This is a genomic window from Fibrobacter sp. UWCM (assembly GCF_900129735.1).
Lineage (GTDB): Bacteria > Fibrobacterota > Fibrobacteria > Fibrobacterales > Fibrobacteraceae > Fibrobacter.
In genome coordinates this window covers 26,549-53,041 of record NZ_FQWR01000017.1, presented here as the reverse complement: position 1 = coordinate 53,041, position 26,493 = coordinate 26,549, and the positions used below count along the sequence as shown (strand labels likewise).

The 26,493-nt window shown below is 56.6% G+C and carries 18 protein-coding genes; 5 read left to right on the top strand and 13 right to left on the bottom strand.

Annotated features, from left to right (window positions below; translation table 11 throughout):
- Positions 1–133 precede the first annotated feature (133 nt).
- Complete coding sequence (locus BUB22_RS11320; RefSeq protein WP_254794733.1) at positions 134–2,350, top strand: glycoside hydrolase family 5 protein; 2,217 nt, start codon at positions 134–136, stop codon at positions 2,348–2,350.
- A 228-nt stretch (positions 2,351–2,578) separates the two neighbouring features.
- Positions 2,579–2,815, top strand: coding sequence for a GIY-YIG nuclease family protein (locus BUB22_RS17360; RefSeq protein ID WP_073115212.1), 237 nt, complete (start codon positions 2,579–2,581; stop codon positions 2,813–2,815).
- 156 nt (positions 2,816–2,971) lie between these two features.
- On the opposite strand, the gene BUB22_RS11310 is transcribed toward BUB22_RS17360, so the two are convergent.
- The 6 genes from BUB22_RS11310 to BUB22_RS11285 are packed head-to-tail and all read right to left on the bottom strand — an operon-like array spanning position 2,972 to position 12,617.
- A complete protein-coding gene (locus BUB22_RS11310; RefSeq protein WP_073115230.1) occupies positions 2,972–4,030 on the bottom strand; it encodes a glycoside hydrolase family 18 protein in 1,059 nt (352 codons plus the stop codon).
- A gap of 14 nt (positions 4,031–4,044) precedes the next feature.
- Positions 4,045–4,833 carry a hypothetical protein gene (locus BUB22_RS11305; RefSeq protein ID WP_073115211.1) on the bottom strand — a complete coding sequence of 263 codons (789 nt, stop codon included), beginning with the start codon at positions 4,831–4,833 and terminating at the stop codon, positions 4,045–4,047.
- A gap of 11 nt (positions 4,834–4,844) precedes the next feature.
- On the bottom strand, positions 4,845–6,974 hold the full coding sequence (locus BUB22_RS11300; protein WP_072809539.1) for a hypothetical protein: 2,130 nt from the start codon (positions 6,972–6,974) through the stop codon (positions 4,845–4,847).
- A gap of 15 nt (positions 6,975–6,989) precedes the next feature.
- Positions 6,990–9,305: a hypothetical protein gene (locus tag BUB22_RS11295; protein WP_072809542.1), complete on the bottom strand. Its 2,316-nt coding sequence runs from the start codon at positions 9,303–9,305 to the stop codon at positions 6,990–6,992.
- Between the two features lie 45 nt (positions 9,306–9,350).
- Complete coding sequence (locus BUB22_RS16760) at positions 9,351–11,840, bottom strand: hypothetical protein (RefSeq protein ID WP_072809544.1); 2,490 nt, start codon at positions 11,838–11,840, stop codon at positions 9,351–9,353.
- A gap of 39 nt (positions 11,841–11,879) precedes the next feature.
- The gene (locus BUB22_RS11285; protein WP_072809673.1) at positions 11,880–12,617 is read right to left on the bottom strand and encodes a carbohydrate binding domain-containing protein; all 738 of its coding nucleotides are present in this window, start codon (positions 12,615–12,617) and stop codon (positions 11,880–11,882) included.
- A 247-nt stretch (positions 12,618–12,864) separates the two neighbouring features.
- Here BUB22_RS11285 and BUB22_RS11280 point away from each other — a divergent pair, with 247 nt between their 5' ends.
- A complete protein-coding gene (locus BUB22_RS11280) occupies positions 12,865–14,043 on the top strand; it encodes a glycoside hydrolase family 5 protein (protein WP_073115210.1) in 1,179 nt (392 codons plus the stop codon).
- A gap of 66 nt (positions 14,044–14,109) precedes the next feature.
- Here the strand turns inward: BUB22_RS11280 and lpxA are convergent, their stop codons facing one another.
- Entirely contained in the window at positions 14,110–14,877 is a 768-nt protein-coding gene (gene lpxA / locus BUB22_RS11275) for an acyl-ACP--UDP-N-acetylglucosamine O-acyltransferase (RefSeq protein ID WP_073115209.1), read from the bottom strand.
- Between the two features lie 136 nt (positions 14,878–15,013).
- On the opposite strand from lpxA, the gene BUB22_RS11270 reads away from it, so the two are divergent.
- On the top strand, positions 15,014–16,117 hold the full coding sequence (locus tag BUB22_RS11270; protein WP_073115208.1) for a glycosyltransferase: 1,104 nt from the start codon (positions 15,014–15,016) through the stop codon (positions 16,115–16,117).
- Between the two features lie 6 nt (positions 16,118–16,123).
- Here BUB22_RS11270 and BUB22_RS11265 read toward each other — a convergent pair whose 3' ends face one another.
- From BUB22_RS11265 to BUB22_RS11250, 4 genes are read right to left on the bottom strand one after another with little or no spacing between them, the layout of a single operon-like run.
- Entirely contained in the window at positions 16,124–17,455 is a 1,332-nt protein-coding gene (locus BUB22_RS11265; RefSeq protein ID WP_073115207.1) for a CCA tRNA nucleotidyltransferase, read from the bottom strand.
- Positions 17,456–17,468: 13 nt separating this feature from the next.
- Positions 17,469–17,888 carry a hypothetical protein gene (locus tag BUB22_RS11260; RefSeq protein WP_254794732.1) on the bottom strand — a complete coding sequence of 140 codons (420 nt, stop codon included), beginning with the start codon at positions 17,886–17,888 and terminating at the stop codon, positions 17,469–17,471.
- 10 nt (positions 17,889–17,898) lie between these two features.
- Entirely contained in the window at positions 17,899–20,013 is a 2,115-nt protein-coding gene (locus BUB22_RS11255) for a T9SS type B sorting domain-containing protein (RefSeq protein ID WP_073115206.1), read from the bottom strand.
- Positions 20,014–20,062: 49 nt separating this feature from the next.
- Positions 20,063–20,626, bottom strand: a complete 564-nt coding sequence (locus tag BUB22_RS11250; RefSeq protein ID WP_072809559.1) for an RNA polymerase sigma factor — start codon at positions 20,624–20,626, stop codon at positions 20,063–20,065.
- Between the two features lie 111 nt (positions 20,627–20,737).
- On the opposite strand from BUB22_RS11250, the gene BUB22_RS11245 reads away from it, so the two are divergent.
- Complete coding sequence (locus tag BUB22_RS11245) at positions 20,738–22,573, top strand: protein-disulfide reductase DsbD family protein (RefSeq protein ID WP_254794731.1); 1,836 nt, start codon at positions 20,738–20,740, stop codon at positions 22,571–22,573.
- Between the two features lie 123 nt (positions 22,574–22,696).
- Here the strand turns inward: BUB22_RS11245 and BUB22_RS11240 are convergent, their stop codons facing one another.
- Positions 22,697–24,427, bottom strand: a complete 1,731-nt coding sequence (locus BUB22_RS11240; protein WP_073115205.1) for a DUF4832 domain-containing protein — start codon at positions 24,425–24,427, stop codon at positions 22,697–22,699.
- 250 nt (positions 24,428–24,677) lie between these two features.
- Positions 24,678–26,480: a glycoside hydrolase family 9 protein gene (locus BUB22_RS11235; RefSeq protein WP_254794730.1), complete on the bottom strand. Its 1,803-nt coding sequence runs from the start codon at positions 26,478–26,480 to the stop codon at positions 24,678–24,680.
- Positions 26,481–26,493: the final 13 nt, after the last annotated feature.

The following is a 26,493-nucleotide window of genomic DNA, read 5'->3' as shown; positions in this document are numbered from 1 at the left end:
TTGTGGTTCTATTAAATATTTTTAAGGCGGGAAACGGGTGTAGTGTTTAGGACACGAAAGTAAACAAGGAAAACGACATTTTACATCAAAAATAAAGACATATAATTTATCTTTGATGCAAAAGGAGTCTTTTATGACGATGTTCAGTAAAACTGTCAAGGCGATTGCAGCAGGCGCTATCCTCCTCGGGGCGGTAGAAGCCAACGCAGCAGCCGCAAACGCAAAACCCCTCCGCATAGGTCCCGTGCAGGTGCATGGCGTCCTGGGAACCAGCGGCAACAAAATCGTCGGCCAGAAGAGCGGCAAAGAAGCCATGCTCCGCGGCATGAGCATGTTCTGGTCCGATGCTACCGGCATCCAGTACTACAACAAGGAAGTCATCAAGTGGGCCGTCAACAATCTGAAAATCGACGTGTTCCGCTACGCCATGGGTGTCCAGTACTACGATAGCGATGGCGGCACAAGCAACAAGCTTGACGACAACTATTCCTACATGAAGGCAGGGGACACGCAGAAGAGCAAGATCGACCAAATGGTCGAAGCCGCTATCGAGAACGACATCTATATCATCATCGACTGGCACAGCCACCGCGCCGACAGCGAAAAAAGCCAGGCCGCTTCGTTCTTTAAGGAAATGGCCCAAAAATACAATAACGTCCCGAACATCATCTGGGAAGTGTTCAACGAGCCTGTCAACCAAGGCTCAGGCGCTATCGCAAGCTATGCGAACGACGTCATCAGCGGCATCCGTGGCACAGGCAACAACAACCTCGCCCTCGTAGGTACCCCGAACTGGTCCCAGATGCCAAATGGGTCCTGCGGTACCGTAAACCAAAAGAACGTCGGCTACGTGTTCCACTTCTACGCAGGCACGCACTCCGTGGGTCAATTCAGCGGCAACATCAATAGCTGCAGGAGCAACAACGCCGTGTTCATTACCGAATGGGGTACCACAACCGCCGACGGTAAGGGCGATGCCAACACGAGCGCGTCTTCCAGCTGGACCGACTTCATGGAACAGAACAAGATTAGCAACTGCAACTGGAGTTTGCGCCAGAAGGTGACCACGGTCGGCAACCAGTCCGAAGAAGGTTCCGCCATGTTCGCAGGCGACAAGCCGCTCATTACGCAGGCGGCCCTCTCCGCTGCAAGCTACACCAATTCCGGCACCTTCGTGAAGAACTACCTCACCAAGAACGCTACCGACTGGGCTAGCCAATTCGCAGCGACACTCAAGAGCGGCAGCTGCTCCTTCACTGCAACTACCGTCAAGGAAAGCGCAGGTAGCATTGCAAGCTCGCTGAAGTCGGGCTGCACCTATACTTCTAGCAACGAAGCCGTCGTAACGAACGCCGGCGCGATTGTCGGTCCGGGCTTTGTCATCATGACCGGCAATGACGGTTCCCAGTCGGTCGTCACCGTGACCGAAGAACCCAAGCAGACTATCGCCGGCTTCGAGGACTTCAACTGCTACATCAGCGGTTCCTGCACCAAGAGCCACACCATGGACGATATGGATGGCGACGGCAAGCAGGAAGTCGTCGTGAACGCCACCGGCAAGACCGACCAGGGCGCCACCTACACCCTCAAGTCCCTGAACGAAAGCATCGTGAAGGTCAACAAGGCCACCTGCACCGGCAAGAAGTGCTACGGCAGCCTCAAGAACTCGCAGGTGAACATGTTCGAATTCACGGGCACCATCGGTGAAGCCAAGATCGTGGCTACGGCACCCGCCGTCACGGGCTACATCGCCATGAACGACACCATTACCATTCAGTTCACCAAGACCGGCGACAAGGTTGGCGGCGACTTCAAGAACATGAAGGTTGCGAAGGGCTCCACCACGGCAGTTACCTTCCCCACCGAAACCACCTACGGCAAGGCCGCCATCACCTACACCTTCGATGGCCAGGCTGCCTCGCCCTACATTGAATATATCCCCGGTGCTCCGGGCTACCTCATCGCGGGTAACGAAGACGCCATCGTGACGGTGACGGCAACCGCTCCCGAAACCGCGGAACGCGCCGCAACCGAGCTCTCGATTACCATCATCGTGGGCGACAGCGCCACTGCGGCAAGCAAGGGCAACGTGCCTATACCGTTCGTCGCGAAGGCAGCGGGCAAGTTCTCCGCGCAGTTCGTCAACGGCGGCATGGTCCTCAAGGCGACCCGTAGCGGAAGCGCCTCCGTCGAGGTGATTACTAGCCTCGGCCAGGTGGCAAAGAGCATGCAGGTGAACCTCGCTGCGGGCCACAACTGGATTCCGGTTGCAGGCATCAGCACGGGCAAGTACATCGTCCGCGTAAAGCAGGGAAGCAGCATCCAGAGCTTCATCCTCGAAAAGAAGTAAGCCGGATTCCCTTACGCTAAGGCATTTAATCCCCGGGCAACACGCCCGGGGATTTTTTGCATATGAGAACGAGCATCTCTGTCGAATCCACATGCCCTTTTCCATAAAATACGGGACGGGTTAATAGCCCACATACGTCACTCTCGCGAAGGCGAGAGTCTATCTAGGCATTAAAAAGAATGGATAATCTTCTGGTTATTATCTCTATGATTTTATAGATTACAGCCCATGAACAGAACAAATGATTTAAAAAGAAGAATATGCGAGCATAAATCCAAATTAGATCCCAATTCCTTTACCGTAAAATACAACGTCGATAGACTTGTCTATTTCGAGCAATTTCAATCAATAAACGATGCTATCGCCCGAGAAAAACAACTAAAACATTGGAACCGTGAATGGAAAGAAAATCTAATAAACAGAAGCAACCCTAACTGGGATAATTTGTTCGATTATTCTTTATAATATTGATAGATGTCCGCCTACGCGGACATGACAAGAAACTTAGCAAGCACTATACATGCCATCACATAGGCGAAAATACCATTCCCCCATGCAAAATACATAAAAAAAGAAGGCTCCCTGAAAAGGGAGCCTCTTAAAACATTCTGATTGCGAGAATTACTTCTTCTTCGCGGGCTTGTAGTTCACGTCCGGGCGAAGTTCCAGGCCAATCGTCACCAGGATGGAAACGATGGGTTCGTGGTGGTCCTGCGAGAGGTCGTAAACGGCCACGCCGGCGTAGCCATTGTTCTTCACGTTCTCGGCAACCGCCTTCACGGAAGGAATGCCCATGAACACGATGGCTTCTTCCTTGCTCACGGCAATTTCGGACTGGGAGTCGGAATCGTAAGAAACCTTGTAGTCCGGAGTATCGAACTTGCCCATGAGTTCCTTGTACGGCAGGTAACCTTCGTTACCGCTACCCGTACCGTTGTGCGAAGAACCGAAGCCTGTCGCACCGAGGAAGGACTTTCCATAGAAGTACACGACCGGGTTCAGGAGATCCTTCTGGATGCCCGCGCCGGCGGCCTTCTCGAGCGTCTCTGCAATGAACTTTCCGCCCTGGTTCGGAACGAGCGAGGAGTTGTCCTCGTTCATCTGGTCGGGCATGAACACGTTGATGTAGCTCAACTTGTTCATCACTTCGGCGGTATAGGGTTCCATCGCCACGTAGGGGTACATGGTAGAAGCCACGATAGAGCCGGAGAAGGCATCCACGAGGGCGTTCACCATCTTGGCATACCCTTCGGCATCTTCTGCCGTGAGATTCTGCCAGTCGAGTTCCACACCCTTTGCATTGTGGCTACCGACCCATTCCTTCACGTTCGAAACGAAGGTGGAGAGCAGTTCGTCGGAACCGGCGATAGCCTTCAGGGCGCCCTCGGCTTCCATGCCGCCCACAGAGACCACGAGGTTCACGTTGTTCGCCGCGCACATGACAGCGAGCGAATCGTAGTTGGGGGCATCGTTCTCGTCGGGGAAGGCTAGCGAGCCGTCTTCACCCGGAGTAAGGGACGAGTAGTGAACGTGGGTAACCGTGTTGTAGCGGATATCCTTCGGGTAGAACTGGGAATACTGGCTCCAGTACGGGAAATAGCCAATCACCTTGTCGGCTGCGGCCTGGGACATTGCCACGCAAGCAACCGCGACTGTCGTTACAATAAGCTTGAGATTCATGATATTTCCCACCTTTATTCAGCTGAACTTGAACTTTCTGCGGAGGCTTCTTCGCTGCTGGAACTATCGGCAACGGGTTCACCTCCTTCGCTGCTGGAGCTATCGGCAGCGGGTTCGCCACCTTCGCTCGAACTGGATTCGTCACCTGCGGCATCGGAGGATTCCGGCTTGGCGGCGGAGCTCGAGCTTTCGGGCTCGTCGACAATCGCTTCGGGACAATCATCCTCGACCGGGTCGCAATCCATGCAGTAGGTCACGCCTTCGCTTGCGCAGTACACGTGCTTGGAATAACCAATTGCGGAATTTTCGTCCTGCTGGCATTCACCCTTCTTCACGAGGTTTGCATCCGTCGTGGCGCAAGTGCGGTACGGACGGCCACCAATGACACCATAAACAACGTACTGCCTTTCGATGGCGGCCGTATCGAGCGTAAGCGTATCAAAGATGGCGGCTTCGTTGTCGACACCATAGATGTTGTACGCCCTGACAACCTTCATCTTGTTCTTGTCGGTCCAGAAGTCCGTCTTGGTAAATCCCATATAGTTCGTTGCAAGCAATTCCACCGTCGGCGTATCCGCGAGGAAGGCAGCATCGTCGTTTTCGGCACCCGAAAGGGTGTTCATGATGAGCACCTGATCCTTGAGCTGCAGGCTACGCAAATCCGGGTTCACCTTGATATACTCGGCAGCCGACCAATCCTTCGGGAAGTTTTCCTCGATCGGGTTATCCACTTCCAAGGAGGAGCAAGCCAGGAGCACCAGGGTGGCGCCGGCTGCTAAAAGAGAAATCTTCACATTCTTCATCTACGACCTCACTAGAAATTGACCGTAACTTCGGCGGTGATAAGGTTCTTGTCGATAGAAAGTTCTTTCTTCTCGAATTCGCCAACGGCATTGATCGTCTGGTAGTCGACGCTGTTCTTGAGCATGCCGTAACGGACGGTAATGTAGGATTCGGGAGCGATGCGGACCTTGGGGCCCGCGAGCAGGAGCATCTCGTCGACTGCCTGCACGAAGGACATCCCGACCGGAAGGCCGGTCACGCCGACGCCGAACCCGTCGCCTTCGAACTTCTTGTTAAGCATCTGCACGCCTGCCTGCAAGGCAACCGGGCCCCAGATATCGGCGGTAAGGCCGGCAACGATTCTCTGGGCGGAGCGCTTGAAGTAGGAATCCTCGGTAGTCTTCTCGAAGGAGCCCTGAACCTCGAGCTTGCGGGCGAGCGAAGGAACGAGACGGCCCACGTTCACGCCGAGGCCTGCGCCGATGGTCGTGAACTTGTTGTCGCCTTCCACTTCGCTGTACTGCGAGAAGCGGCCGTTCAGAGTGATAGCGTCGTTCCAGTCGGCATCGAGAGATACCGCGAAGCCCTTGCGGTTAGGAGTTGCACGGCCAAGCGGCATCGCGAGATTCACGGACGGGTCCATCATGAGGAGAGCCTGGGCCACTTCCATCTTCTTCATGGTGTTCGCGTCGTAACCGTTGCGGTAGAAGTGCGCGAGCTTGAAGTTGTTGTAGAGGCGCCAGTACATGTTTTCCGAAACGGAGTTGCCCGAAAGCACGGTAGCCGTTCCCGAACTCATGAGGGTCGAAGCCGTCAGGAGGTCGGTATTGTAGACCATGAAGTAGAGGTTCTCGAGGTTACCCGAGGCGAAGCTCGATACGAGAGCCTGGTCGACATCGCCGTACAGCGCGTTTGCATTGAAGATTACGCCGTTGTTCGTGTAGTTGGGCGTGGAGGCGAGTTCGGACCAGAACTTTTCGTCGTTCTGGAGGTAAGAGGCATTCAGGTTGAAGCCGATGCCGGAGAAGTCACCCTTCGCGAAGAGTTCTGCGTAGAAGGCGGAACCCTTCTCGTCCATGACATCAACCGTACCGCGCTCGTTGTTGATCGCATCCACGATCGTCGCCACGTAGATGACGGAGTCCATCAGGTCGCCGTACGGAGCTTCCGTAATCTTGGTGCCGAACTTGGGGCTCGGCGACATGGTCTCGGCATCGATATCCCACCAGGACATTGCGTATTCGCCGTTAATCCCGAAGGTAATCGGCAGAGACGCAAGCATCTTCTTGGAATCGAAGCCCAGCTGGAACGAAAGCACGTGGTTGTCGTCGTACATGATCGTATCGTTCAGTTCCATTTCGCGGGAACGCGTGGAAAGACGGCGGTCAAACACGCTCACGTAGTTCGCACCGACATTCGCGCCGAACAGTTCAACACCGCCACGGAGACCGTAGGCATAGCGGTCAGACCAGTCGAAGTCGAAAAACACCTGGTCGTTCTTCTTTGCGGTGTTGCGCATACGGGAACCGGTCACCTGCGCGTAGATGTTGTCGATGGAACCCACGGCACCGCTATGGTAGGCGGCGTTCAGGCCCTGCATCAGGCGGCGAGACGTAGTATCGAGGTTACGTGCCGCAAGAGCCTCCACGCGGTTCTGCGCGAAGATTTCGGGTTCCTGGAGGATTTCCATCTGCGGGGTGAAGATGGTGAGCGGGGAGTACGCAACACGCATGTAGCCCAAGTTGAAATCCACGTGGTTGTTCAGGATATTGCCATCGTAGCTGAACCAGTGGCCAATCGCAGGATTGTTGTTTTCGTCAACGCCGCTCTGCCAATCCTTGTGCAGGCGGAGCTGCACGTCGAGGCGGGTCTCGGAAGAAGGCTGGGCGAGGAACCTGAGGTTCACGTCGGTATAGCCCTGGTTTTCCTGAGTCGCGGACTGGTCGAGGAACTGGTCAGAAGAAGCCATGGAAGTGAGAGCCCCCGCCTTGGCGGTTCCGCCCAAGCGGAGTCCGAGAATGGACTGGTTCAGAGAATCCAGCTTCTGCAAGAGGGACGTCTGCTTTTCGGCAACCGCGGCATCGCCTTCAGCGAATGCGGCGACCGCAGAGAACATCAAGGCAGATGCAAAAATGATCGAGGTCTTTTTAGTATTCATCATTTTTCATTCCTCCCATTAAAATTCCACGTTAATGGAGGCTTCAACAATAGTTTGTGAGAACTTGCTGGTGAACTCGGTCGGCCAACCGGCATCCCCCTTCACGTTCTCCGCATAAACAGGCAGGTTCACAGCAGCATCCGGGTCACCGAGGGCGGTATTGTAGGTATTCTCAACCGTAACCATACCGAAATTCAGGGAGAGCCATGCGTTCTTGTCGAGCGTGTAGTCGAGACCGACCATCCACTGCATCTGCTTGCCCTTGACCATCGGGGCCGTCATAGCGATAGGAGCGTATTCAACCTGGGACTGTTTCTGCTGGCCATCGTTCAGTTCCATGTTGATCATCTGGAAGCCGGCGGTAATGCCCAGGCGCGGCAGGTACTGCACGTAGATGCCGGCGTTGATGAAGTCCGTCTTCATTTCGGCAGTGCCGTCAAGCACGGCGGGCGTAATGCCATCGGCGGAGAGGTCCATGCGGCCGACCGTCGGGTCGAAATCCATCGTACGTTCGGTATGCTTGAAGGAGCCCGAGATTTCGAGCGGCTTCGAGAAACCGAGAACCTTGAACACGTCCACCTTCAGGCCGCCACCGTATTCCGTATAAGAAACATCGGTAAACCCGAAGAGCGGGGACACCTGCGTGTAGATGCCGAACAGGCCCTGGGCTTCGAGCCAGTCACCTGCGTTGGCAATCACGGTTGCACGGCCACCTTCACGGTTGGCGGTCGCCTTGCCGTTCGGGAGCACCATCTGGATTGCAGGGTCGGCCATCGCATTCAGGAGGGCGATCTGGGCCTTCGAGTAAACGTTACCCGTCCAGGAGTTCTTGTTGTACGGGGCGATGTTGTAGCTGTCGGACTGGCCCTTGTTCTTGAACGCGTTGTCGTCCGTCTTGAGGGAACGGGCAACCGGGGAGAACTTCGGCGCAAAGTTGTAGAGAGCGTCGAACGTGGTGTAGAGCGGGGAGTTCACGCTGTACTTCACAGTCTCGCCGTCGTAGTCAGAGTTCTGCACGCGCTGCGCGAAGAACTTGGGCGACTGGGCAAGGTTGTTGAACCAGAGGCTGTCGTTGAACACCACATCGCCCACCAGGCGCACGCCCCAGGAGTCGGTCTTGTAACCGGCATTGAGGGTGGCGTTGAGGGCCACGCCGCTCTTGGTTTCCTTCTCGGAAACATTCTTGACTACCGCATTGCCCGTCTCGTCAACCACGATGTATTCGAGAACGCCGTCAGCGTCCATGTCAATTCCGAGAGCCGCCGGATCGTCGGCCGTCGTGTAGACAAAGCTCAGTTCTCTCTTGTAGTTGTCGTCCATCGACATGGCGAATTCTGCCGTAGCGTCCAAGATGAGGTTCTTGTTGTTCATCATGCCGGCAACGTCGCCACCCACGCGGCCCGCGAGGATAAGTGTCTTCTGCGGGTCAAGCTCGAACGGGTTGATATCAGAGATAAGGAGATCCTTCGTCGGGTCGGTCGTAAGCTGGCCGTCCTGGTCGGGGTCGAAGTAGCGGTAGGTGTACGTGTAGGAATCCTCGTTGTCGAAGATGTACATCATGGTACCGCCCAAGTAGGCGTTCTTCTTCAGCGGGAGGAGTTCCAGGTTACCTGCCAAGAGGAACTTGTCGGTGTTGGCGGCCTGCGTAGCACCCGGCACCGAGTCATTCGGGAGGATGTTGCCTTCCGCACCGGAAAGGTCGAGCATCTGCGCACGGTTCACGCGGGCGAAGAGGCCTTCCACACGCACCTGGCCGAAGATATCGTTCAGGTCGGCGCGGAACTGCAGGTTCACACCCTGGAGGTTACGCTGGTTGCCCTCGAGCAGTTGCTGCTTTTCGGCCATGTGGCGCTTGCGGGCGAACACCTGGGGTTCGTACATGATGTCCACATCCGGGGCGAACAACGTAAGCGGAGAGTACTGCTGGCGGAAGTCACCCACGACCCAGTAGAAGTTGTTGCCAATCTGGCCTTCGACATTGAGCCAGGGCACCTCGATAATCTTTGCCGCAGAAGCGAAGTAGTCCTGCATGCCCGCGTAAAGGCGCAGCATCGCATTCGCACGGACGCTTTCCCAGGGGCGGAAGCCGAAGTTGAAGTCGGCATTCACGAACTCGTCCCTTTCGGTATCGGGCATGATGTTCTTGCCGTACGTATCCTGGTCGGTATTGAAGTAAGATGCCTGCGCGACACCGCGAACGGCACCGGTCACTTCGAGCCCGCGATGGGCATTGGCGGAATCCACCTTGCTTGCGAGCATTTCCTGGTTGTCGGCCACGGATGCGGCAGCGACTCCGGTCGAAAGCGCAAGGGCTGTCAAAGTTCTAGTAATCATTTTTGAAGCACTTTTATTGAAATTCATACTCTTATCGCGCCTCCATTAGAACCATACTTTAGTTTCGGCGGTAATGTAATGACCGGTCCAGTCATTATCAGGTTCCGTCTCGTCGGAGTGTGTAGCCCACTTGTAACGGAAGTGGATACCGGCACGATCAGCAAAGTTCCAGTCGAAACCGAGACCGAGGGCCGTTTCGAGGTAGTTAATCGGGGCCTTGCGGAAGTACATCGTAGAGACGTCGTTGAAGTAGGGCTTCGTCTTCGCGATGGTGTTCGTCGCGTAGTCGATGATGTAGCCGTATTCAGAACGGAACGTTTCGAGGCCGAGGATACCCACGAGGTGGAAGGTCGGCGTGAGGGCGATAGCCGGTTCAAGCTGGCCGTAGAAGCTCCACAGGAGCATGTCGCTCTGGGATTCGCTGTAGGCAAGCGGGGCAATCGTCTTCGAGACACCGGAGATGGAGGCGTAGCCGCTCATCACGATGTTCTTTTCGGTACCGAACCAGTGGCCGATATCGTAACCGCCCGCGAGGGAGAGGTAGCTGGACCACTTGGTGTGGCTCGGGATAACCGTATCCTGAATCTGCTTCGCGTCTTCGTAGGCGACGAAGGTTTCCCACATTTCCCAGGTACCGCCGCGGAGGCCACCCTGCTGACGGGTCATCTTGACGCCGACACCCGGAGTGAGCACACCGGCACGTTCGATATAGCCGTTGGCGCGGGCGCCCGCGTTACCGGAGTCAGCCCAGAAGAGCGGCTTGTGCTTGGTCCAAGAGTTCGTGGATTCCCAGAGGTTACGGCCGTTCAGGCGGTAGTTGAAGAGGAGCACGTCGTCGCCGTCTTCGATCTGGCTGTGCAGGCCGTACTGGATGTCCAGGTGACCGCGGTTGAATTCGGGTTCGATCTTCAGGTTGATACCCGCCATGTTAGGAGCATAGCGCATAGAACCGGAGTTGAGGGCGAATTCATCCTTGCGCCAGGCGAGGAAGCGGGAGGGGTTGCTCATGGAGAACGGAGAGTAGAAGTCCTTCGGGAGGAAGATGGCCTCGAGGGTCATCGGCCAGCCTTCGAGGTACTTGCTCTGGGCCTTCACGTACACACCGACCTGCGGGGTGCTCCATTCGGTATCGTAGGAGCCCTTCTCGTAGCCGGAAATATCCTTTGCGCCGGTAGCCTTGTAGAACTTGAGCGAGTCGGTCATGCTCAAGGCCACATCGGCCATCAAGTAGAACTTCGGAGTGATGTTGCCCTTGAAGTCAATGGAGGCAACGTGCGTATTCATAACGTACGGGTCGACGCTCAGGGCGTTGTACTGGCCGTAGAATTCAGGCTCGTAGATAACGGCCTCGTCGAACACGACGCCCATGTAGTTGAGGCCGACCGAGAGGTTGTCCGCAATCTTGTTCTTGGCAAGGCGGCCATGGTACACGGCACCGCGCAGGTCGTAGTCACCGGACATTTCAAGTTCGCCCGGCTGGCCACCGTACATACGCAGACCGTCGCGGGTACCCACGTCCATATCGGCAGGCTGCGACACCATCGCCTGGGCGGTCATGTCGAAGGGCAGCTGGTAGGCGCTCACGAACACGCCACCGAAGGAGCGGTTGGTCCAGAAGGCGCGGCCGCCTTCCTTCACCGGCTTGAAGACCTTTTCCTTGTAGTAGGTGCTCACAGTCTTTTCGTCTTCGAAGGTTTCGTACACCCAGGCGAAGCGCGGCATGGTTTCGCGTTCCCACATGGTAAGGGGAGAAGAGTTCGCCCAGATAACGCCACCCGCCGTAACGTAGGCGCCAAAGACGCCCGCGCGGATGTCGATACCGAAGTTCATTTCTTCATCGACAGTGGAGGAGTAGTAGTCGGTGGAGTGGTCGAACAGCACGCGCTCGTTAGAGGTGGGCACGGCGGTCGGCTGGGAACCCAGGTTGTTGCTGAACAGGCCCGAGAGGTCGAACGGGAAGGTGAAGTTCGTCCAGAGGGTCATGTAGGAGTTCGGCATGGCAACGACGTTCGCCTTGAAGATAGCGTCGACAGCGAGGCGCGCCTTGTCGGAGGCAAGGAGGGCCGGAGCGTCGGGATAGCTGAAGTTCTTGAGGCGGAAGGCCATGAAGCCCGAAACCGCGAGGGGCGCGTCATCCTTGCCCATCATAGTGGATTCGAGGTTCTCGGCGATGCCATCCAGGTTGTTCTCGATGGTGTTCATCTGCTCGTCGGCAGAAAGCGTCGCCGGAGCGCCGACCACGGGAGAAGGACCGGCCACCGGAGCGGCAGATGCAAATTCCTTCTTGGGGGCTTCCTCGGGTGCCGGTTCGGCTGCAGCAGTCTCTTCGGCAGCGGGTTCCTCGGCGGCGGCCTCCTCTACAGGGGCCTCCTCGGCGGGAGCGGCTTCTTCGGCAGGGGCAGATTCCTCAGCGGCGGCTTCCTCTACAGGAGCGGCCTCTTCGGCAGGGGCGGATTCTTCCACGGCCTCAGTTTCAGGTGCGCTTGCCTCGGGGGATTCCTCCTCCTGGGCAAAGGCAAGGGAAGTGCAAAGCAAAGTCGTAAAGAGTAACGGTAATTTGCGCATGGGGACCTCTTAAATTGCGTTGCGGAACGGGTAGTTGGACGGGCCTTCGTAGGCCTTGCCCTGCTTCTTGATTACGATATCGTCAATCCAGACCTTGAAGGCCTCGTTCTCGTCCTTGCGGACTTCAAGACGGAAACCCTTGAAGTTCGACCAGGCGAACGGGAGCATGACTTCACGCGTGTTCTTCGCATCCCAGTACACACCCGTCATGCCGAACAGCTTGAGCGGGATGCTGAAATGCTTCCATTCCGTGGTAATTTCACCAAGGCTCTTGGAGCGGAGCTTCACCTGCAGGGATTCGCCGTTGCTCTTCACGCCGTCATCGACGAGCACGAACAGTGCGTTTTCGCCACCCTTGTCGCCCTTGATCCAGAACTCGAGGACACCTTCTTCCAAGTACGGGGTCAGGTCCACGGAACCGGCGATACAGATGGCCACGCCGGAGTAGTCGCTCGCGATAAGCTCGATTTCCATGGAAAGAGCGCCTTCCATGGCGTACTTGTCGGTGAGAATCGGTTCGGGGTTCTCGCGCGGGTACTGGTAGGTGTATCCACCGCCACGGGGAATGGCTTCGCGCATAACGACGCTTACCACGTCCTTGTCCGGACGGAAGGGTTTGGCCTCGCGCGTGACGAAGCGGGAATTGTCCCTATCCCTGTAATCGCTGAAAGAAGCAAAGGAGAAAGACGCAAGAAGGAGTGAGCCCACGGCACACTTCCAGATGATGGTCTGCAGATGTGATTTCATAAGATACAAGATCTCCAAATTCAATGGCAACAATATAACTTGTTTTTAGGGGGTTGTTTTTCGAAAAAAAACAAAATGGGTTTACAGATGTACCCAAACGGGGCAAAATGTACCCAAAATCGCTAATTTTCGCATTTTTGACAAAAATCACACGTTTACCCAAGTAACCGAATTATTAAAAAAAAAGCAATCTTCGGCCATAAATATGTCTAAATTATCCATGTAAACAGCAACCGGAAGGTTTCCCATGAAGTTTTTCAATTTTCTAGCCCCCATTACCGCAGCGTTCCTCCTGGCCAGCTGTTCTTCCGGCGACAGCGGATTGAACAAGGCCGACGAAGACGGCAACGGAAGCGGGCTCAACCGCACGAAGGTCGACTACTCCAAGGGTCGCGCCATGAACCAGAGGCTCGGGCGCGGCATCAACATGGGCAACTCGTGGGAATCCACGGGTACCGGAGCAAACGCCGACTGCGGGTGGGGCAACTGCCTCAAGGACGAGGACCTCCAGATAGTGAAGGCCGCCGGATTCAACTCCGTGCGCATTCCCGTACGCTGGGAAAGCGACGTCGACATCGCGAACACCATCGACCCGCAGCGCCTCGCCGGAGTCAAGGAAGACATCCAGCTTGCGAACAGCCTCGGCATGCCCGTTATCGTCAACTTCCACCACCACCAAGACATGAACAACGCCGCGGCAAACGTCGAGAACGACCCGGAATCGTTCCAGGCGGAACTGCAGAAGTTCGTCACCATGTGGACGCAGGTGGCGGCCGCCCTGAACAGCATCCCGGACGACATGATTGTGTTCGAAATCATGAACGAACCGCACGATATCAAGAAGAGCTCCACGGTGAACGAAATCATGACGGCATCCTACAACGCCATCCGCGCGGTGGCCCCGACAAAGACCATCATGTTCGAGGGGAACGGCTACTCCAAGTTCGCCGAAATCAAGAAACTCGACCTTCCCAAGGACGACGGCAACATCATCGTGAGCGGGCACTACTACGAGCCCTACGGATACACGCACCAGGGCACCGCTACCATGTACCCCTGCGGAACCGGAATTACCGGATCGGACCTGAGCAAGATTGCGAAGGACTTCAAGGCATACGTGGATAGCGCCATCGCGTACTTCCCCGACGTGGACGGAGTGCACGGGGTGCCCATGAACCTGGGCGAGTTCGGCGCCATCGGCCGTACCGGGTCGAAATGCGCAACCGAAGCGCCGAGCGAAGCCTCCCGCGCGCAGTGGGCCGACTACGTCATCAGGGCAGCCGAGAAATACGGCATCAGCTGGCACTACTGGGCCTACGGAAAGACGAGCGGGTTCCAGGCCTACGACCAGGATGCAGGCGACTGGTTCCCCGAGATGAAAAAGGTCTTTGACGCCTATACCGTAAAGGCCTTCCCGGCAATCTAGTTTTAATTTGTTCTAGAATCTATTGCAAAGATTTCTTGTAAAAAAAAGCTGCAAACCATCGAATAGTTACGGCCGGACGAGAGAACCGCCCCAGTGCTCGTCGAAAAAGGCTTGGAACAGAGGTTCCGGGCCTTTTTTCAATTCCTCGATTATCTCGGCCACAGGGCGACCGCTACGGTAGAGTTCGCGGTAGGCGCGGGAAAGCGCTTCAACGCGGGCCTCGGGGAACAAATCGGGATGCAGGCGGAGCGCATGCAGGTTGAGCCCGCCGTAGCGGATGGGGTTCCCGCACGCCTTGGTGCAGGGAGGAACGTCGCGGTCCACCTTGTGCGTGCCGCCCACGAACGCGTAGGCGCCCACCTGGTTACGCTGCTGGATTCCTGTAACGCCCCCGAGGGTCGCGTACTCGCCGATGCGCACGTGGCCACCTATCTGGCAGCCGTTCGCGATGACGACACCTTCGCGGATGTCGCAGTCGTGGGCGATGTGCGAATACGCCATAATCAATACTTTGTCCGCAATACGCGTGCAGCCGCCACCCTGAGCCGTGCCGCGGTTGACCGTCACGTATTCGCGCAGCGTGCAGCCTTCGCCGATGCTCACGCGAGTCGGTTCGCCCGCATATTTCAAATCCTGCGGGGGAGCGCCGAGGATGGCCCCGTCAAACACGTGCGTATCCTTTCCGATGGAGACGCCTCCATACACATGCACGCGAGATTCCAGGACAACGCCCTCCCCTATTTCCACGCCGGAATCCACGATGCACCACGGGCCGATGACGGCTGTTTCGTGGACTTTTGCCTGCGGGCTCACAAATACGGACGGGTGAATCATGGACTATAATTTAGTAATTAGTTGTTAGTCATTAGTTGTTAGTTATTAGCAAAAAAAATCATATAGGTACAATTATAAGAACCAATGACCAATGACTAGTGACTAATGACCACATTCTTTTTCTAACTTTGTCCATATGGGCGGTATCATTGTCGCATGTCTCACGGCACTTTACGTGCTGCTGTTCCTATTCTTCATAATAGGTGTTACCCGTACACACCGTTACAGGGGGCCAAAGGCCACGCCGAGCGTTTCGGTGGTTGTCCCGATGCGCAACGAGGAAGAGTTTGCCGAGCGTACACTGGAAGCCCTCGCCGCGCAGGACTACGTAGGCGAATGGGAAGTCATCTGCGTGGACGACCGCTCGACGGACCGTACCCGCGAGATTCTCGAGAAGTTCGCCGCGACGCACCCGAAGTTCCACGTGCTCAGCCTTTCGCCCGACCTGCCCGTAATCGCAAGCCCCAAGAAGCGCGCCCTCGAGAGCGCGTTCAAGATTGCAAAATACGATGTGCTATTGACGATTGACGCCGACTGCATACCGCGCAAGAGCTGGATTACCTCGATGGCGGGCCGGTTCACGGACGGGATATGCATTGTGCAGGGGCCAAAGCAGAACAGCGGGAACCATTCCCTGCTGCACCTGTACCAGAAACTGGAGACGCTCGGGTACACCGCGATGGAAGCGGCCGGGTTCAGCATGGGGCACCCGATTATCGCCTCGGCCACGTGCCTTGCCTACAAGAAGGAGCTGTTCTTCGCGGCAGGAGGGTTCGGCGAGCTCATCAACCTTTCGAGCGGCGACGACGACATGCTCATCCACAAGATGATGAAAATCCCGGGCACGAAGGTCTGCTACAACCTGGACAAGGATGCCGTCATAGAGACCGCACCGGTCAACACGTGGAAGCAACTATTCAACCAGCGCGCCCGCTGGAGCAGCAACGGCACGAACTACGAAAGCAAGGCGTACATCCTGTTACTGACATTAATTTATACATACTACATCTGGATGTTCATCAGCCCCTGGTGCGTGGCATTCCTGGATTGTCCGTGGCAGTGGTGCGCGTTCAGCATCGCACCCAAGATCCTCGTGGATTTCGTGTTCCTGATGACCGCCTCGTGGAAGTTGCATACCAAGCGGCGCATGCTCGCGTTTATCCCGACCGAATTCATCCAGATTCCGATGATCGTGTTCGCCGTGCCCGCAGGCATTACCGGCATGTTCCGGTGGAAATAGCGTAGGCTAGATAATGCCACGCGCCCAGGCGACCGCCTCTTCGGCGCTCGTAATCTTCCCGTCGAGTTGCAGTTCGAAACTCGCCTTGATAATCTCGCCCAGCTGCTTGCCGGGTTTCAATCCCAGGTCCAGGAGCATCTTGCCCGTAAGGAAGGGCTGCGGCGCCGATTCGAGCAGTCCGTATTTGGCGGCGGAATCCCACAGGGCAGCCGCAAAATCCGTGTTTTGCAGGGTTGCAAAATCCGTGCCACCGGTACTTTCGCAGGCGTAAAACCCGCGCGGGGCGCACTTTACCAGCAGGCAAAGCAACTTGAGGCCGCCGAGTTTCACGGCGAGGCGGCGAAGTGCGGGGGCATCGTGCACGATAGCCGGGTCAAGCGTGCGGAACGTTTCCAGGAGCGGGGGCACGACCTTCAGCAGGTGAACCTCGTTCGTGATGCGTTCCAGGAACTTGAGCGAAGTCCCTGCACTGCCGGCCAGGAGCGCGGCAAACGCGAATTCCATTTTCTGGGCATCGGTAAGCGGTGCGGAGCCACCCTCATTCGAGTCCCGCAGTTCCGCCATCTTGTCGAGAATGCCGCCCAGCGCATCCCAGGAGCCCTCGAACGGGCGGATTTCGGGGAAGTATTCATGAAGCCTTATGTCCAGGAAGGCGCGGAGCCCGAGCGAAGGCCTGCCCGGTTTGAGGAGCCACTTCTTGAATTCCTCGAACAGGCGTTCCACGCTCAGGTCGTCGAGTGAGAGCGTGCGGCAGAGTTCAACAGTCTCGGGCGCGAGCGTGCACTCGAAACGGCTCGCGAACTGCACCCCGCGCAATATGCGCAGGGAATCTTCCGCAAATGCCGGGCCCACATGGCGCAGCGTATGCGTTTTCAGGTCGCCGATGCCGTCATACGGGTCGCAGAGCGTGAGTTCGGGCAATTCCATGCCCATCGCGTTGATGGTGAAGTCGCGCCGGAGGGCCGCCTCCCTAAAACTGAGTTTCTCGTCTGTATGCACCACGAATCCGCGGTGCCCGTAACCCACCTTGCTCTCGGTGCGCGGGAACGAGAAATCGAGCGACAGCCCCTTCATGGCGAGGTGAATCACCCCGAACGCTTTCCCGACCAAATTGGTGCGGCCATACTTCGAAAGAATCGGCACCAGAGCATCCTGCGCCATGTCGTAGACCTCGATATCGTAGTCCCTGCAGGCCTTGCCCAGGAGGGCATCGCGGACCCAACCGCCTACCAGGAAGGCACGGCCACCCGCGTCGCGGATATCGCCCGCGATTTTCAATAAACGGTTCGGCAGTTCCGGCTCGAACCACTCCCCCGCTAGCGTCTGGATGCGTGCCATCTACGGGACCGCCTTACTGGAAACTGCCCGCATCGGCAGCGGATGTGTCCGCAGTGGAATCCACCGCCTTGTAGCGGTCGTATATGCTCACCGTCTCCTGGCCCGAGGAATCCTTCAGCGCCTCCGAAACGGAGATGTTATCCCTCGCAGAATCGGCAGAAGCGCTGTCCGCCTGCCCGCTCGCCGCATAGCGTTCGTAAATGCCCTGCCTTGTCTGCGCATCGGCACCGCGCTTCTTCGCTTCTTCCTCGCGACAGACCCGCAGTTCCTCCTCGATATAGGCGCGCTGGTCGGGGGAATACGTCTGCGTATCGAGCCTGTACTGGATTTCGGAACACACGAGCCCCTGACGCTCGCCCGCGCAAGCATACAGGCACAATGCGACAAGAGCCATCCCGCAAACTACAGACAAATCAAATGCAACCGACTTCATACATTCTCCGTCAGCGAATCACGAGGAACTTTCCCCGCTCCTTTTTCGACGAGGTCCTGACCACGTAGTAGTACACGCCGGGAGCGACATACCTGCCATTTTTCCCTTGCCCTGTCCACTCGACCTTCCCGCCGGCGACCTCGTCACCGACAAAGGAGCGAATCAGCGAGCCGCCCCGGTTATAGATATCCACGCGTGCATTCTCGGCAATATTGTCAATGGTCAGGAACACGTGCTGCCCCGGGCGGAACGGGACCGGGTAAGCCTTCACCTTGGCCACTGCGGAATCCGTCATGAACGTCGTTGTTTCGCGCAAGTCGTTACGCCTATAGCGGGTAATTCCGTTCTCGTGACCGAACCACGCCATTCCCAGGCCCTTGTCTATAGCCACGTCGAGAATCCCGTCCGAAAGGAGGCCGTTCTTTGTCGTGTAGTGAGTTACGGACAAAGTATCAAAAGATTCACCCTTACGCTCTAGGCGGTACGCACCTTGGTTGGTGGAGCCTACCCAGACATTCCCATGCGGGTCAACGTCTATGGCGGAATACTCCGCGCCCGACAGCCCGTTCGTAGAGCTGGGCTTGCGTATCGTATCCTGGTCAAGTTCCATGTAGCCGATATCCGTCGTCGAAACCATCCAGAGCACGTTGTTCTTTTCGTCCAGCGCAAAATCGACCGGAGTCCTCTGCTCGATATTCTGGATCGTCTTGAGCGTGGCCCCGACAATGCGCCCGCCGTTCATCGACGGCGAGGGGAAGCGGATTACATCGAGCGCGCCGGTAGAGAACGCATCGAAGGATTCACGTGCCGACACGTACACTACCCAGTCCGAACCTTCCTGCCTTGCCACGAGCGGCCCGACATGGTGCGAGCTGCCTATCCCGGTAGCGCAACTGACATCGCCTTCCTTGGTCACATAGATAAGGCTGTACGTGCCATCGCGCCTTGCCGTCGCCGAAAGGAACCCGGACTTGTCCGGAGCAACGGCAGTCCCGACCGCAACCGTGTAGTTCTCGACATACTGGTCCATGCACGTCTCTTTCCAGGGAGCAAGGAAGTAATAAGGGAGACGGCCCAGTTCCTTAAGAATCATCATCCCCTGCCCCCAGGCATGGTACATCATCAGGTCCGCGTCCAAGATGGAGAGCGCCTTCATGCGGTAGCTGAATGCCTCGGAATGGTTCCCGAACCCGCTAAAGAGGAGCATCGCGTCGGTCCAGAAAGTTCCCTCGCTTATGGCGCCAAAACCCTCGGGAGTAACGGCATACACGCCACCGCCAGGAATCGCCTGGATTTCGTAAACAGTCCCGAGCTTATAGAGCGAATAGTTCGTGACATCTTCCAGCGCTCCGTTTTCGTACCGGAGTATGATATCGGAACCGACCAGGTACGTGAAGTTCGCTCCCTCGAGAATCCAGTTGATGCGGCTTTCCCCGGACTTGAACAGGAGCGTATCCGTAAGGGACACTCCCCCGACAATCACGTGCTTCGAATCCCTCGCGAACACATCGGATTCGACATGCTCCCAGGTGGACGGATCCACCAGGCGGAAATCCCGAGAGAGGTCACTCCAGTCCATCTTGCGGGCGTATGTCCCGTGTATGGTCTGGATGAACAGGGAATCGTTACGGCCCGCAATATCCTGCGGCGGGTAAATAGAGAGGGAAACATCGCCCACGCGGTCGACCAGGAGGAGCGACGAGCCGGATTCCGTATCGAAAAAGGCGAGCCCGTCCTCGAACAGTATCGCGATGTACTTGTTTGCAGAAAAGACCTTGCCGGGAACGACGCGGGCCTTGCGCGAAAGGTAGGAACGGTTGACGACTTTCCAGCGTTCGCCCTCGTAACGCGCGACAAGCCCGTATTCCGAAACGGCAAACAGGCTACCCTTCACGTTGGCCACTGCAGAAAAGGCCGATGTTTCCAGCCCCTTCTCGGAAGTATAGAGCACATCGACTTGCGGGCCCTTGAGACGCATGCCGCCATCGGTAGCGAGCATCAGGTCGTCGCCGATGCGGACCACATGCCTAATGGGGAAAGGCTCCGAAAAGCCCTGCCATTCCTCGTTGGCGAAAACAGGAAACAGGCACCCGACAAGGGCAAGGATTGCAAGGAAATTCTTCACAGTACAAAATTACGAATTTATCGCAGGCAAGAAAAGCGATAGACTCGGTTTATTCCGCAATTTTTGTCAAGATGTCGTTTTCCGTGTAGAATCTGCGGAGCTTGGTAAACGCGTAGAGGCGCCTTTTGCGGATGGCGTTTTCGGACAGGCCCAGGATGCAGCTCAGTTCGTGAATCGAAAATCCGCCGAGGTAGCGCATCTCCAGAATCATCCGCTCGAGCGGGCCCAGCAATCCGAGCGTCTTGTAGAGGAACATGCGCTGTTCCACCGTCGCCGGTCGAGAATAAAACGCGGCGTCCTCCTCGCTGAACGGCATGTATTCCGGAGAATCCTCGAGTACCGCCGACATGGTCCTTGTGCGGTAGTGCTCCCACGCCACGTCCAGATGCGAATTCTTTAGGACGGTGATAATCCAGGGCATGACGTCTTCCCGTTCCAGGAGTCGCCCCAGATTTTCGCAAAACTTGAGCGCCACCGTCTGGAAAAGGTCCCTCGCCTCCTCCGCGGTAGCGCATTTTTGCTCACATAAAGTGTAGATTTCTTCCGAATGCCGGTTCCAGAGCTTTTCTGCCGTTTCGCGAAATTCTATTTTTTCCTGTAAGTGATTAACCATATGACCAAACCCATAACTGAAAGCAGCAAATTTATGAATATCGATACTTTTTTCAAGGCAAAAAAAAATTATGCATCAATCCGTTGCTTTTTTGCCATCATTTTCGGGGTTTTGTCAACAGCTGTTACCAAAACGCAGGCTCAAGAGTTCAACATGAACGCGATGGAGCCCCCGGAAGCGTCGATGGCGTTCTCCGCGGGCAAGCTTTCTGACAAGTCAGAAGTCACTGTTGACATCGTAGTTCCCGACAACTGGCACGTAAACGCGAACGTCGCGGCCGACGAATTCCTGAAACCCTCGTCCATCGAGATTGCTGCACGCGGGATTGAATTCGGCGAGCCCAAGTGGCCCGAGCCCATCAAGGAATACAACGAGGTGCTCGAATTCGAGAACCTCGTGTTCAAGGGACACTTCCAGATAAAGATTCCCGTGAAGGCGGTAGCCGACGGCTACGACACCCTCACCACGAACGCCACGTTCCATTACCAGGCATGCGACAACTCCATCTGCCTTGCGCCCGCGAGTGTGGACATCCGCATCGGAAGGAATGCAGGCAGCTTAAAAAAAAACGATAAAGGGAACGGGGCGGGAGATGCGCCGAGATTAAACGGTTCCGCGGGGGACGCGCAGGGATTAAACAACGCCGCGGGTAACGACGGCTCTGCGGGTCAGAGCGGCCTTGCGGGCAAGGAAGGTGCCGCCGCCGTGGCGCTCCTGCTGTTCTTCGCGTTTGTCGGTGGTATAATCCTGAACCTCATGCCGTGCGTGTTGCCGGTACTTTCGCTCAAACTGTTCAGCCTTATAAAGCAGGCAGGGCAGTCCCGAAGCAGGCTCGTCGCCCTCGGGATTTCGACGACCGCAGGCATCCTCGCGAGCTTCTGGGCGCTCGCCGGAATCGTAGCCGCCATCAAGGCCGGCGGCGGCGCCGCGGGCTGGGGAATGCAGTTCCAGAGTGCAGGGTTTATCGCCTTCATGGTAGTCATCCTCACCGCATTCGCGATGAGCTTCTTCGGGGTGTTCGAAGTCTGGCTCCCGGGTAGCGCCACAACGCGCATGGATGCCGCAGGCCACAAGGCCGGGCTTGTCGGCGCGTTCTTTACCGGAGCGCTACTCGTGCTGCTGAGCACGCCGTGCTCGGCACCCTTCCTCGGGTCAGCGATGGGGTTTGCGTTTACCGCATCGACACCCGTACTCTTCTTGTTCTTTACTGCCGCAGGGCTCGGGCTTGCGCTCCCCTACCTGCTGGTGTGCGCCTTCCCCGCCGTGCTGAAGGTCTTCCCGAAACCGGGCCCGTGGATGGTCAAGCTCCAGAAGGCGATGGGCGTGCTGCTGCTCGCGACTGTCGCTTGGCTCCTGTGGATTGTGAACCAGCAGGCCGGCAACACGGGTGTAGTACTATTCCTGTGCATTGTCCTCGTGAGCGGAGTATTCAGTTTCATCATCGGGAAATTCGCTCCGCCGGGTGTCGCGTTCTGGCGCGAAGCGGTCTTGTTTGCCGCGGCGGCCATCGCCCTTACCACAGGCTGGTTCGCCATCGCCGCACCGCAATACGAAAAAGTTCTGAGCGACCGCTTCAATGCCCGCATGGCACAGCAGGTTCTCGAAGACGGGTGGTACCGCTACTCCCCGCAGCTCGTCGCCGAATTTGCGAAGGCCGGAAGGACCATCTTCATAGATGCGACCGCCGACTGGTGCCTTACCTGCAAGGCGAACGAGGCAGCCGTCCTTAGCGACCCGGCGCTGTTGCAGAAGCTGGACAGCGCGGGAGTCGTGCGCATGAAGGCCGACTGGACCCGCGAAACGCCCGAAGTGAACGAACTGCTCTACAGCATGGGAAAGTCGGGCGTGCCCGCCTACGCGATTTACCCGAAAGGTGACAAGGGCAAGCAGGTCGTACTGCCGGAACTCTTGACCAGCGGGCTAATTCTGGAAGCAATTGTTCAATAAGACTAGGGAGGGGCTCGTTCGACGGCCCCTCCCTAAGACCCTCCCAGCGCGCACATAAAAATTTATGTGCACGTGCGCCTTTCGGCGCGTATAACTCGGGGCAACTTCAGTGGGGCTCGTACATCAGTGCACTTTCGCGCCGTTCAACTTGTAGCGCTTCTCGCCGTCACGGACAATCACGCTGTTGCGTTCCCTCTGAACGAAGGGAGCGTTTTGCTTTTGCTCAGTACTCGACGGAAGAACGCGGGGAAGACCTGTCCGTTCGCATTCTCCCATGAGAAAACTTCCTATATAGGCATCGCTTTCTAAATTGCCCACGTAAGGATTTTTATTTGCAAAATGGATGCAATCCTCAGGGTTCTTTTCACTGCAAACTTTTAATTCAACATCCAAACGGACTCCAGACCAGTTCGAAAAACAGCCCACATCCGCCTCGATAGAAAGTTCGTTGTTTCCGTCGAACGTCATCACCGTATCCGCACCCTTGATTTCAATTTTACGGCTATATACCTTCATAAAATCGACATGCTCAAGCGGTTTATTGATATTGAGTGCAGCGATTGTATCTAGCGGTCCGATATTAGTCATTCCGTGAACATATAACGACACCTTCATCTTCCGCGTCAAGTTGCCAAAGCCCACGTTCTGGATGCGCAGTTTCGCACGCAAAATTCCATCGGCGCCCACCGTATCGCTCAACCACGATTCGCGCAGCACAAAGCGGTAACCCAGGTGGTCGTTGACGTACTTGAAACCTGTCAATGAATCTATTTTCGAGCCGTCATATTCAAAATCTTTCCCTTCAAAATGCGATTTTTTCCAGCTGTCAATCAGGTTGTTGTTCCACTGGACATTCAAATAGCTTGTATGCGTACGGAAGCCCTCGTACGCAAGAAACTCCGGCGTATTGATAACCTGGTAACCGCTCGCCGTCGTGAGCGCCTCGCCGCCGTAGGGCGTGTTGATGCTGTACTTTTCAAGCCAGGCTACACCTTCTTCGCGACAGATAGAAGTCTTGCAATCCGCGCCCCAGGTACCGTAATCGTATTGCGTTCCCAAATAGCCGTCGTTGAACATTCCCACGCGGTACATGGTGTCGCCCTTTGCCTTCGCAATCTCCGCAAACTTCTCGCCGTCAATGTGGAAGTCAACGCCCCAGTTGTCAAAGCCCAAGACCTTCGCTGAATAGTTTCCTGTGCGGGTCAGAATTTTCAATTCCGGTGGAGTGTTTCGCAGCATCAGGTTCACCGCTTCTGCAACGCGATCGTAAGTGATATTCGTGTCAGAATGCATCTCGCCGTAGGCGCCGTGCATGCCCATCTCGAGCGCTACAATCACGTCGGTATTCTTCGAGAGCACAGGAGCGAGCTGTTCCACGTGCTTCAGTACCCACTCGTGAGCCGGAGTCACGTTACTGCGACCATTGTACCACGGGTCGTAACAGATGCGCACGATTACGTGCCCGCCAAAGTTGCGAATGTTGTCAAAGGTCTGTTGCAAAACATTCAGGGCGTCTTCGGTCAAGTCCTGGCTCACGCCGCGCACCGTATCGCGCTTCCCACCCGTCGTGTCAATCGAGAGCCACGCATTGCTGCTGAATTCCGAAATCTCCGCACGCAAGTGCAACAGCTTGCCATACGGCTTTTCAATCGGCTTGCCGCCCGAAGGTTTTAAATGCAACACCTGCGGCGTATAGAACCCGCGGTCAAAATTTTCGAGCGTCGCCATCGCATCCGTCGTATCGATAGACTGCTTCACGAGGCCAGCCGCAAAGAGCGGTACCGTCGCAAACAAGAATATGCCGATCACGGCAATCTGCATGACATTCCGCGTAATCTCAGAAATCTTCTTCATCGACACCCCCTAATAAAAAAACGGGCATGAGGCGAACTCATACCCGTAATATACCTCTTTTTTCTCTAAATAGAAGATGCCCGGTCAAGTCGGGCATGACAATCTTCTAAGTTCTACCCGCTAAATAGCTCCTGCTCCTTCGAACCTAATTCAACTAACGCTCTAAAGAGCGAAGTTTCATATATCGATTCCGTGCTTCGCTCTTCACTCAGGATGACACGGAGCCTGCCCTGAGCATAGCGAATGGGTGTCACTTGTTATAAATCGCCTCGAGCGCGGCGGCCAGGTACGCCAGTGGTGCGTTCCAGTTGATGGCCACCTCGTTGGTCGCATAGCTGCAGCGGTCATCGATGTAGGCAAGCGCAGGCTTGTCGGCGGCGGCATAGTTCGGGCACTTCCAGGGTTCCTTGCCATCCAGGTTAATGTCCTGCTTACCCAGGTGCGGGCCACCCACGAGCATTCCCGGCACGGGGTCGTCCACAAAATCCGATTCGCTCGGGCGGTGGTGCGGGTTGCGCGGGCTCCTGTAGCCGAATCCTGTCACGTAGGTAATGTCCATCGGGTTCTTGCCCAGCAGGTAGTCGAGGCACTGCTGCGCGCCATCCAGATAACTCTTGTCGCCCGTCAGCAGGTAGGCATGTACCAGCACCATGCCGTTGTTCGCCATCGCGCTATTGCTACCCCAGTTCCAGCTCCACGGGAATGCGGGAAGGCGGTAGGCGCTCGTGTCGCCCACGGCACGCAGGTTGTTCGCCTCGTTCATCACGGTCTTCTTCGCAGCGGCAACCACGTCCTTGTCGAATACTGCGGAATCGAGCGCCACGCGGAACGCGGCAATCATGTTCATGTCGCCCCACCAGGCACCGTTCGCCGTAAACGCGTTGCCCTTCAGGTCCTTCAGGTAACCGGCGGCAGCCTTGTCGCCCTTCGCACCCGCAACAGCCTTCGCGCGGTAAAGTTCGGCAGCGGCCCAGCGGAACTCGTCCTTGCCGTCCTCGTTACCGGGCGCATAGCTACCCGTGTTCACGTCGGAAGGTTGCTTGTAGAACGCCTTCGGGTTCTTCTTCGCCCAGGCGTACGCGCTTTCTGCAGCCTTGAGCATCTTGTCGGCATACGCCTTGTCGAACTTGCGGTACACCACGCTCGCCTGCGCCATCACGCCCGCAAAGTCGAGCGACGCGGTCACGTTCTTGATAATCGCATAGCGCGGGGCCGTATCGTCCTCGGGCAGCACGCTCCCGCAGAACTTGAGCGTAGATACCTTGTGGTACACGCCGCCGTCCTTGTCTTGCATGGTAAGCATCCAGTCCAGGTTGTAGCGCACCTCTTCCAGCAGCAGCGGGAGCTTGCCGAATTCCCGCGGGATATTCCAGGAGAGCGAATCCGCATATTTCGGGAAGTTCTCGTATATCTCGAGCAGGGTCCACACGGTAATGCCCGAATTCACGATGTACTTGCCGTAGTCGCCCGCATCGTACCAGCCGCGTGCGGAATTGAATACGGCCGCCTTCGGGTTCTTCGCCACATTCTTCGCGCCGGTCGCCTCGGCAAACGTCTTCGCCGTCGCCGCATCGCTCCCGTAAACAATCACCTTGTCATCCATGTGACCCGCGGCGCGCGCCCACTTGCCCACGTACTGCGGTTCGAGCGGCATGCTCGCACGCTGGTAGTAAAACCACTTGAGGGCCGCCTTCACGAGGTCGCCGTAGACACCCTTCCCGACCGCAATCGGGTTGCCCACGTAGGCGCCGGCGCGGAACAGGCGGTAGGTTCCCGGAGCCTTTACCGCAGAGATATCGAAGGTCTGCACCTCCTCGCCGCTGTAGTCCCAGTCATAAACATCGGGAGCGTCGAGGGTCAGCACCGTCTTCCCGTTCATGTCGCGCACCTCGAGGCCGCTCGCGTCGTTACCCGGATACACAACCGTCTTCTCGGCATCGGGGTAATACCCGAGCTGGTTCACGAGAGGGCCCGCGAAGGCAGAAACTGCAGACAACGAAAGCGCGGCAACAGCGGCCACGCGCACACCAAATACATTCTTGTATACACTCATACCCAGAATATAC

What these genes read in the sequence shown, in the direction of transcription:
- BUB22_RS11320 (WP_254794733.1), top strand. Translation starts at nt 134, where the DNA reads ATGACGATGTTCAGTAAAACTGTCAAGGCGATTGCAGCAGGCGCTATC.
- BUB22_RS17360 (WP_073115212.1), top strand. Translation starts at nt 2,579, where the DNA reads ATGAACAGAACAAATGATTTAAAAAGAAGAATATGCGAGCATAAATCC.
- BUB22_RS11310 (WP_073115230.1), bottom strand. Translation starts at nt 4,030, where the DNA reads ATGAATCTCAAGCTTATTGTAACGACAGTCGCGGTTGCTTGCGTGGCA.
- BUB22_RS11305 (WP_073115211.1), bottom strand. Translation starts at nt 4,833, where the DNA reads ATGAAGAATGTGAAGATTTCTCTTTTAGCAGCCGGCGCCACCCTGGTG.
- BUB22_RS11300 (WP_072809539.1), bottom strand. Translation starts at nt 6,974, where the DNA reads ATGATGAATACTAAAAAGACCTCGATCATTTTTGCATCTGCCTTGATG.
- BUB22_RS11295 (WP_072809542.1), bottom strand. Translation starts at nt 9,305, where the DNA reads ATGATTACTAGAACTTTGACAGCCCTTGCGCTTTCGACCGGAGTCGCT.
- BUB22_RS11285 (WP_072809673.1), bottom strand. Translation starts at nt 12,617, where the DNA reads ATGAAATCACATCTGCAGACCATCATCTGGAAGTGTGCCGTGGGCTCA.
- BUB22_RS11280 (WP_073115210.1), top strand. Translation starts at nt 12,865, where the DNA reads ATGAAGTTTTTCAATTTTCTAGCCCCCATTACCGCAGCGTTCCTCCTG.
- lpxA (WP_073115209.1), bottom strand. Translation starts at nt 14,877, where the DNA reads ATGATTCACCCGTCCGTATTTGTGAGCCCGCAGGCAAAAGTCCACGAA.
- BUB22_RS11270 (WP_073115208.1), top strand. Translation starts at nt 15,014, where the DNA reads ATGGGCGGTATCATTGTCGCATGTCTCACGGCACTTTACGTGCTGCTG.
- BUB22_RS11265 (WP_073115207.1), bottom strand. Translation starts at nt 17,455, where the DNA reads ATGGCACGCATCCAGACGCTAGCGGGGGAGTGGTTCGAGCCGGAACTG.
- BUB22_RS11260 (WP_254794732.1), bottom strand. Translation starts at nt 17,888, where the DNA reads ATGAAGTCGGTTGCATTTGATTTGTCTGTAGTTTGCGGGATGGCTCTT.
- BUB22_RS11250 (WP_072809559.1), bottom strand. Translation starts at nt 20,626, where the DNA reads ATGGTTAATCACTTACAGGAAAAAATAGAATTTCGCGAAACGGCAGAA.
- BUB22_RS11240 (WP_073115205.1), bottom strand. Translation starts at nt 24,427, where the DNA reads ATGAAGAAGATTTCTGAGATTACGCGGAATGTCATGCAGATTGCCGTG.
- BUB22_RS11235 (WP_254794730.1), bottom strand. Translation starts at nt 26,480, where the DNA reads ATGAGTGTATACAAGAATGTATTTGGTGTGCGCGTGGCCGCTGTTGCC.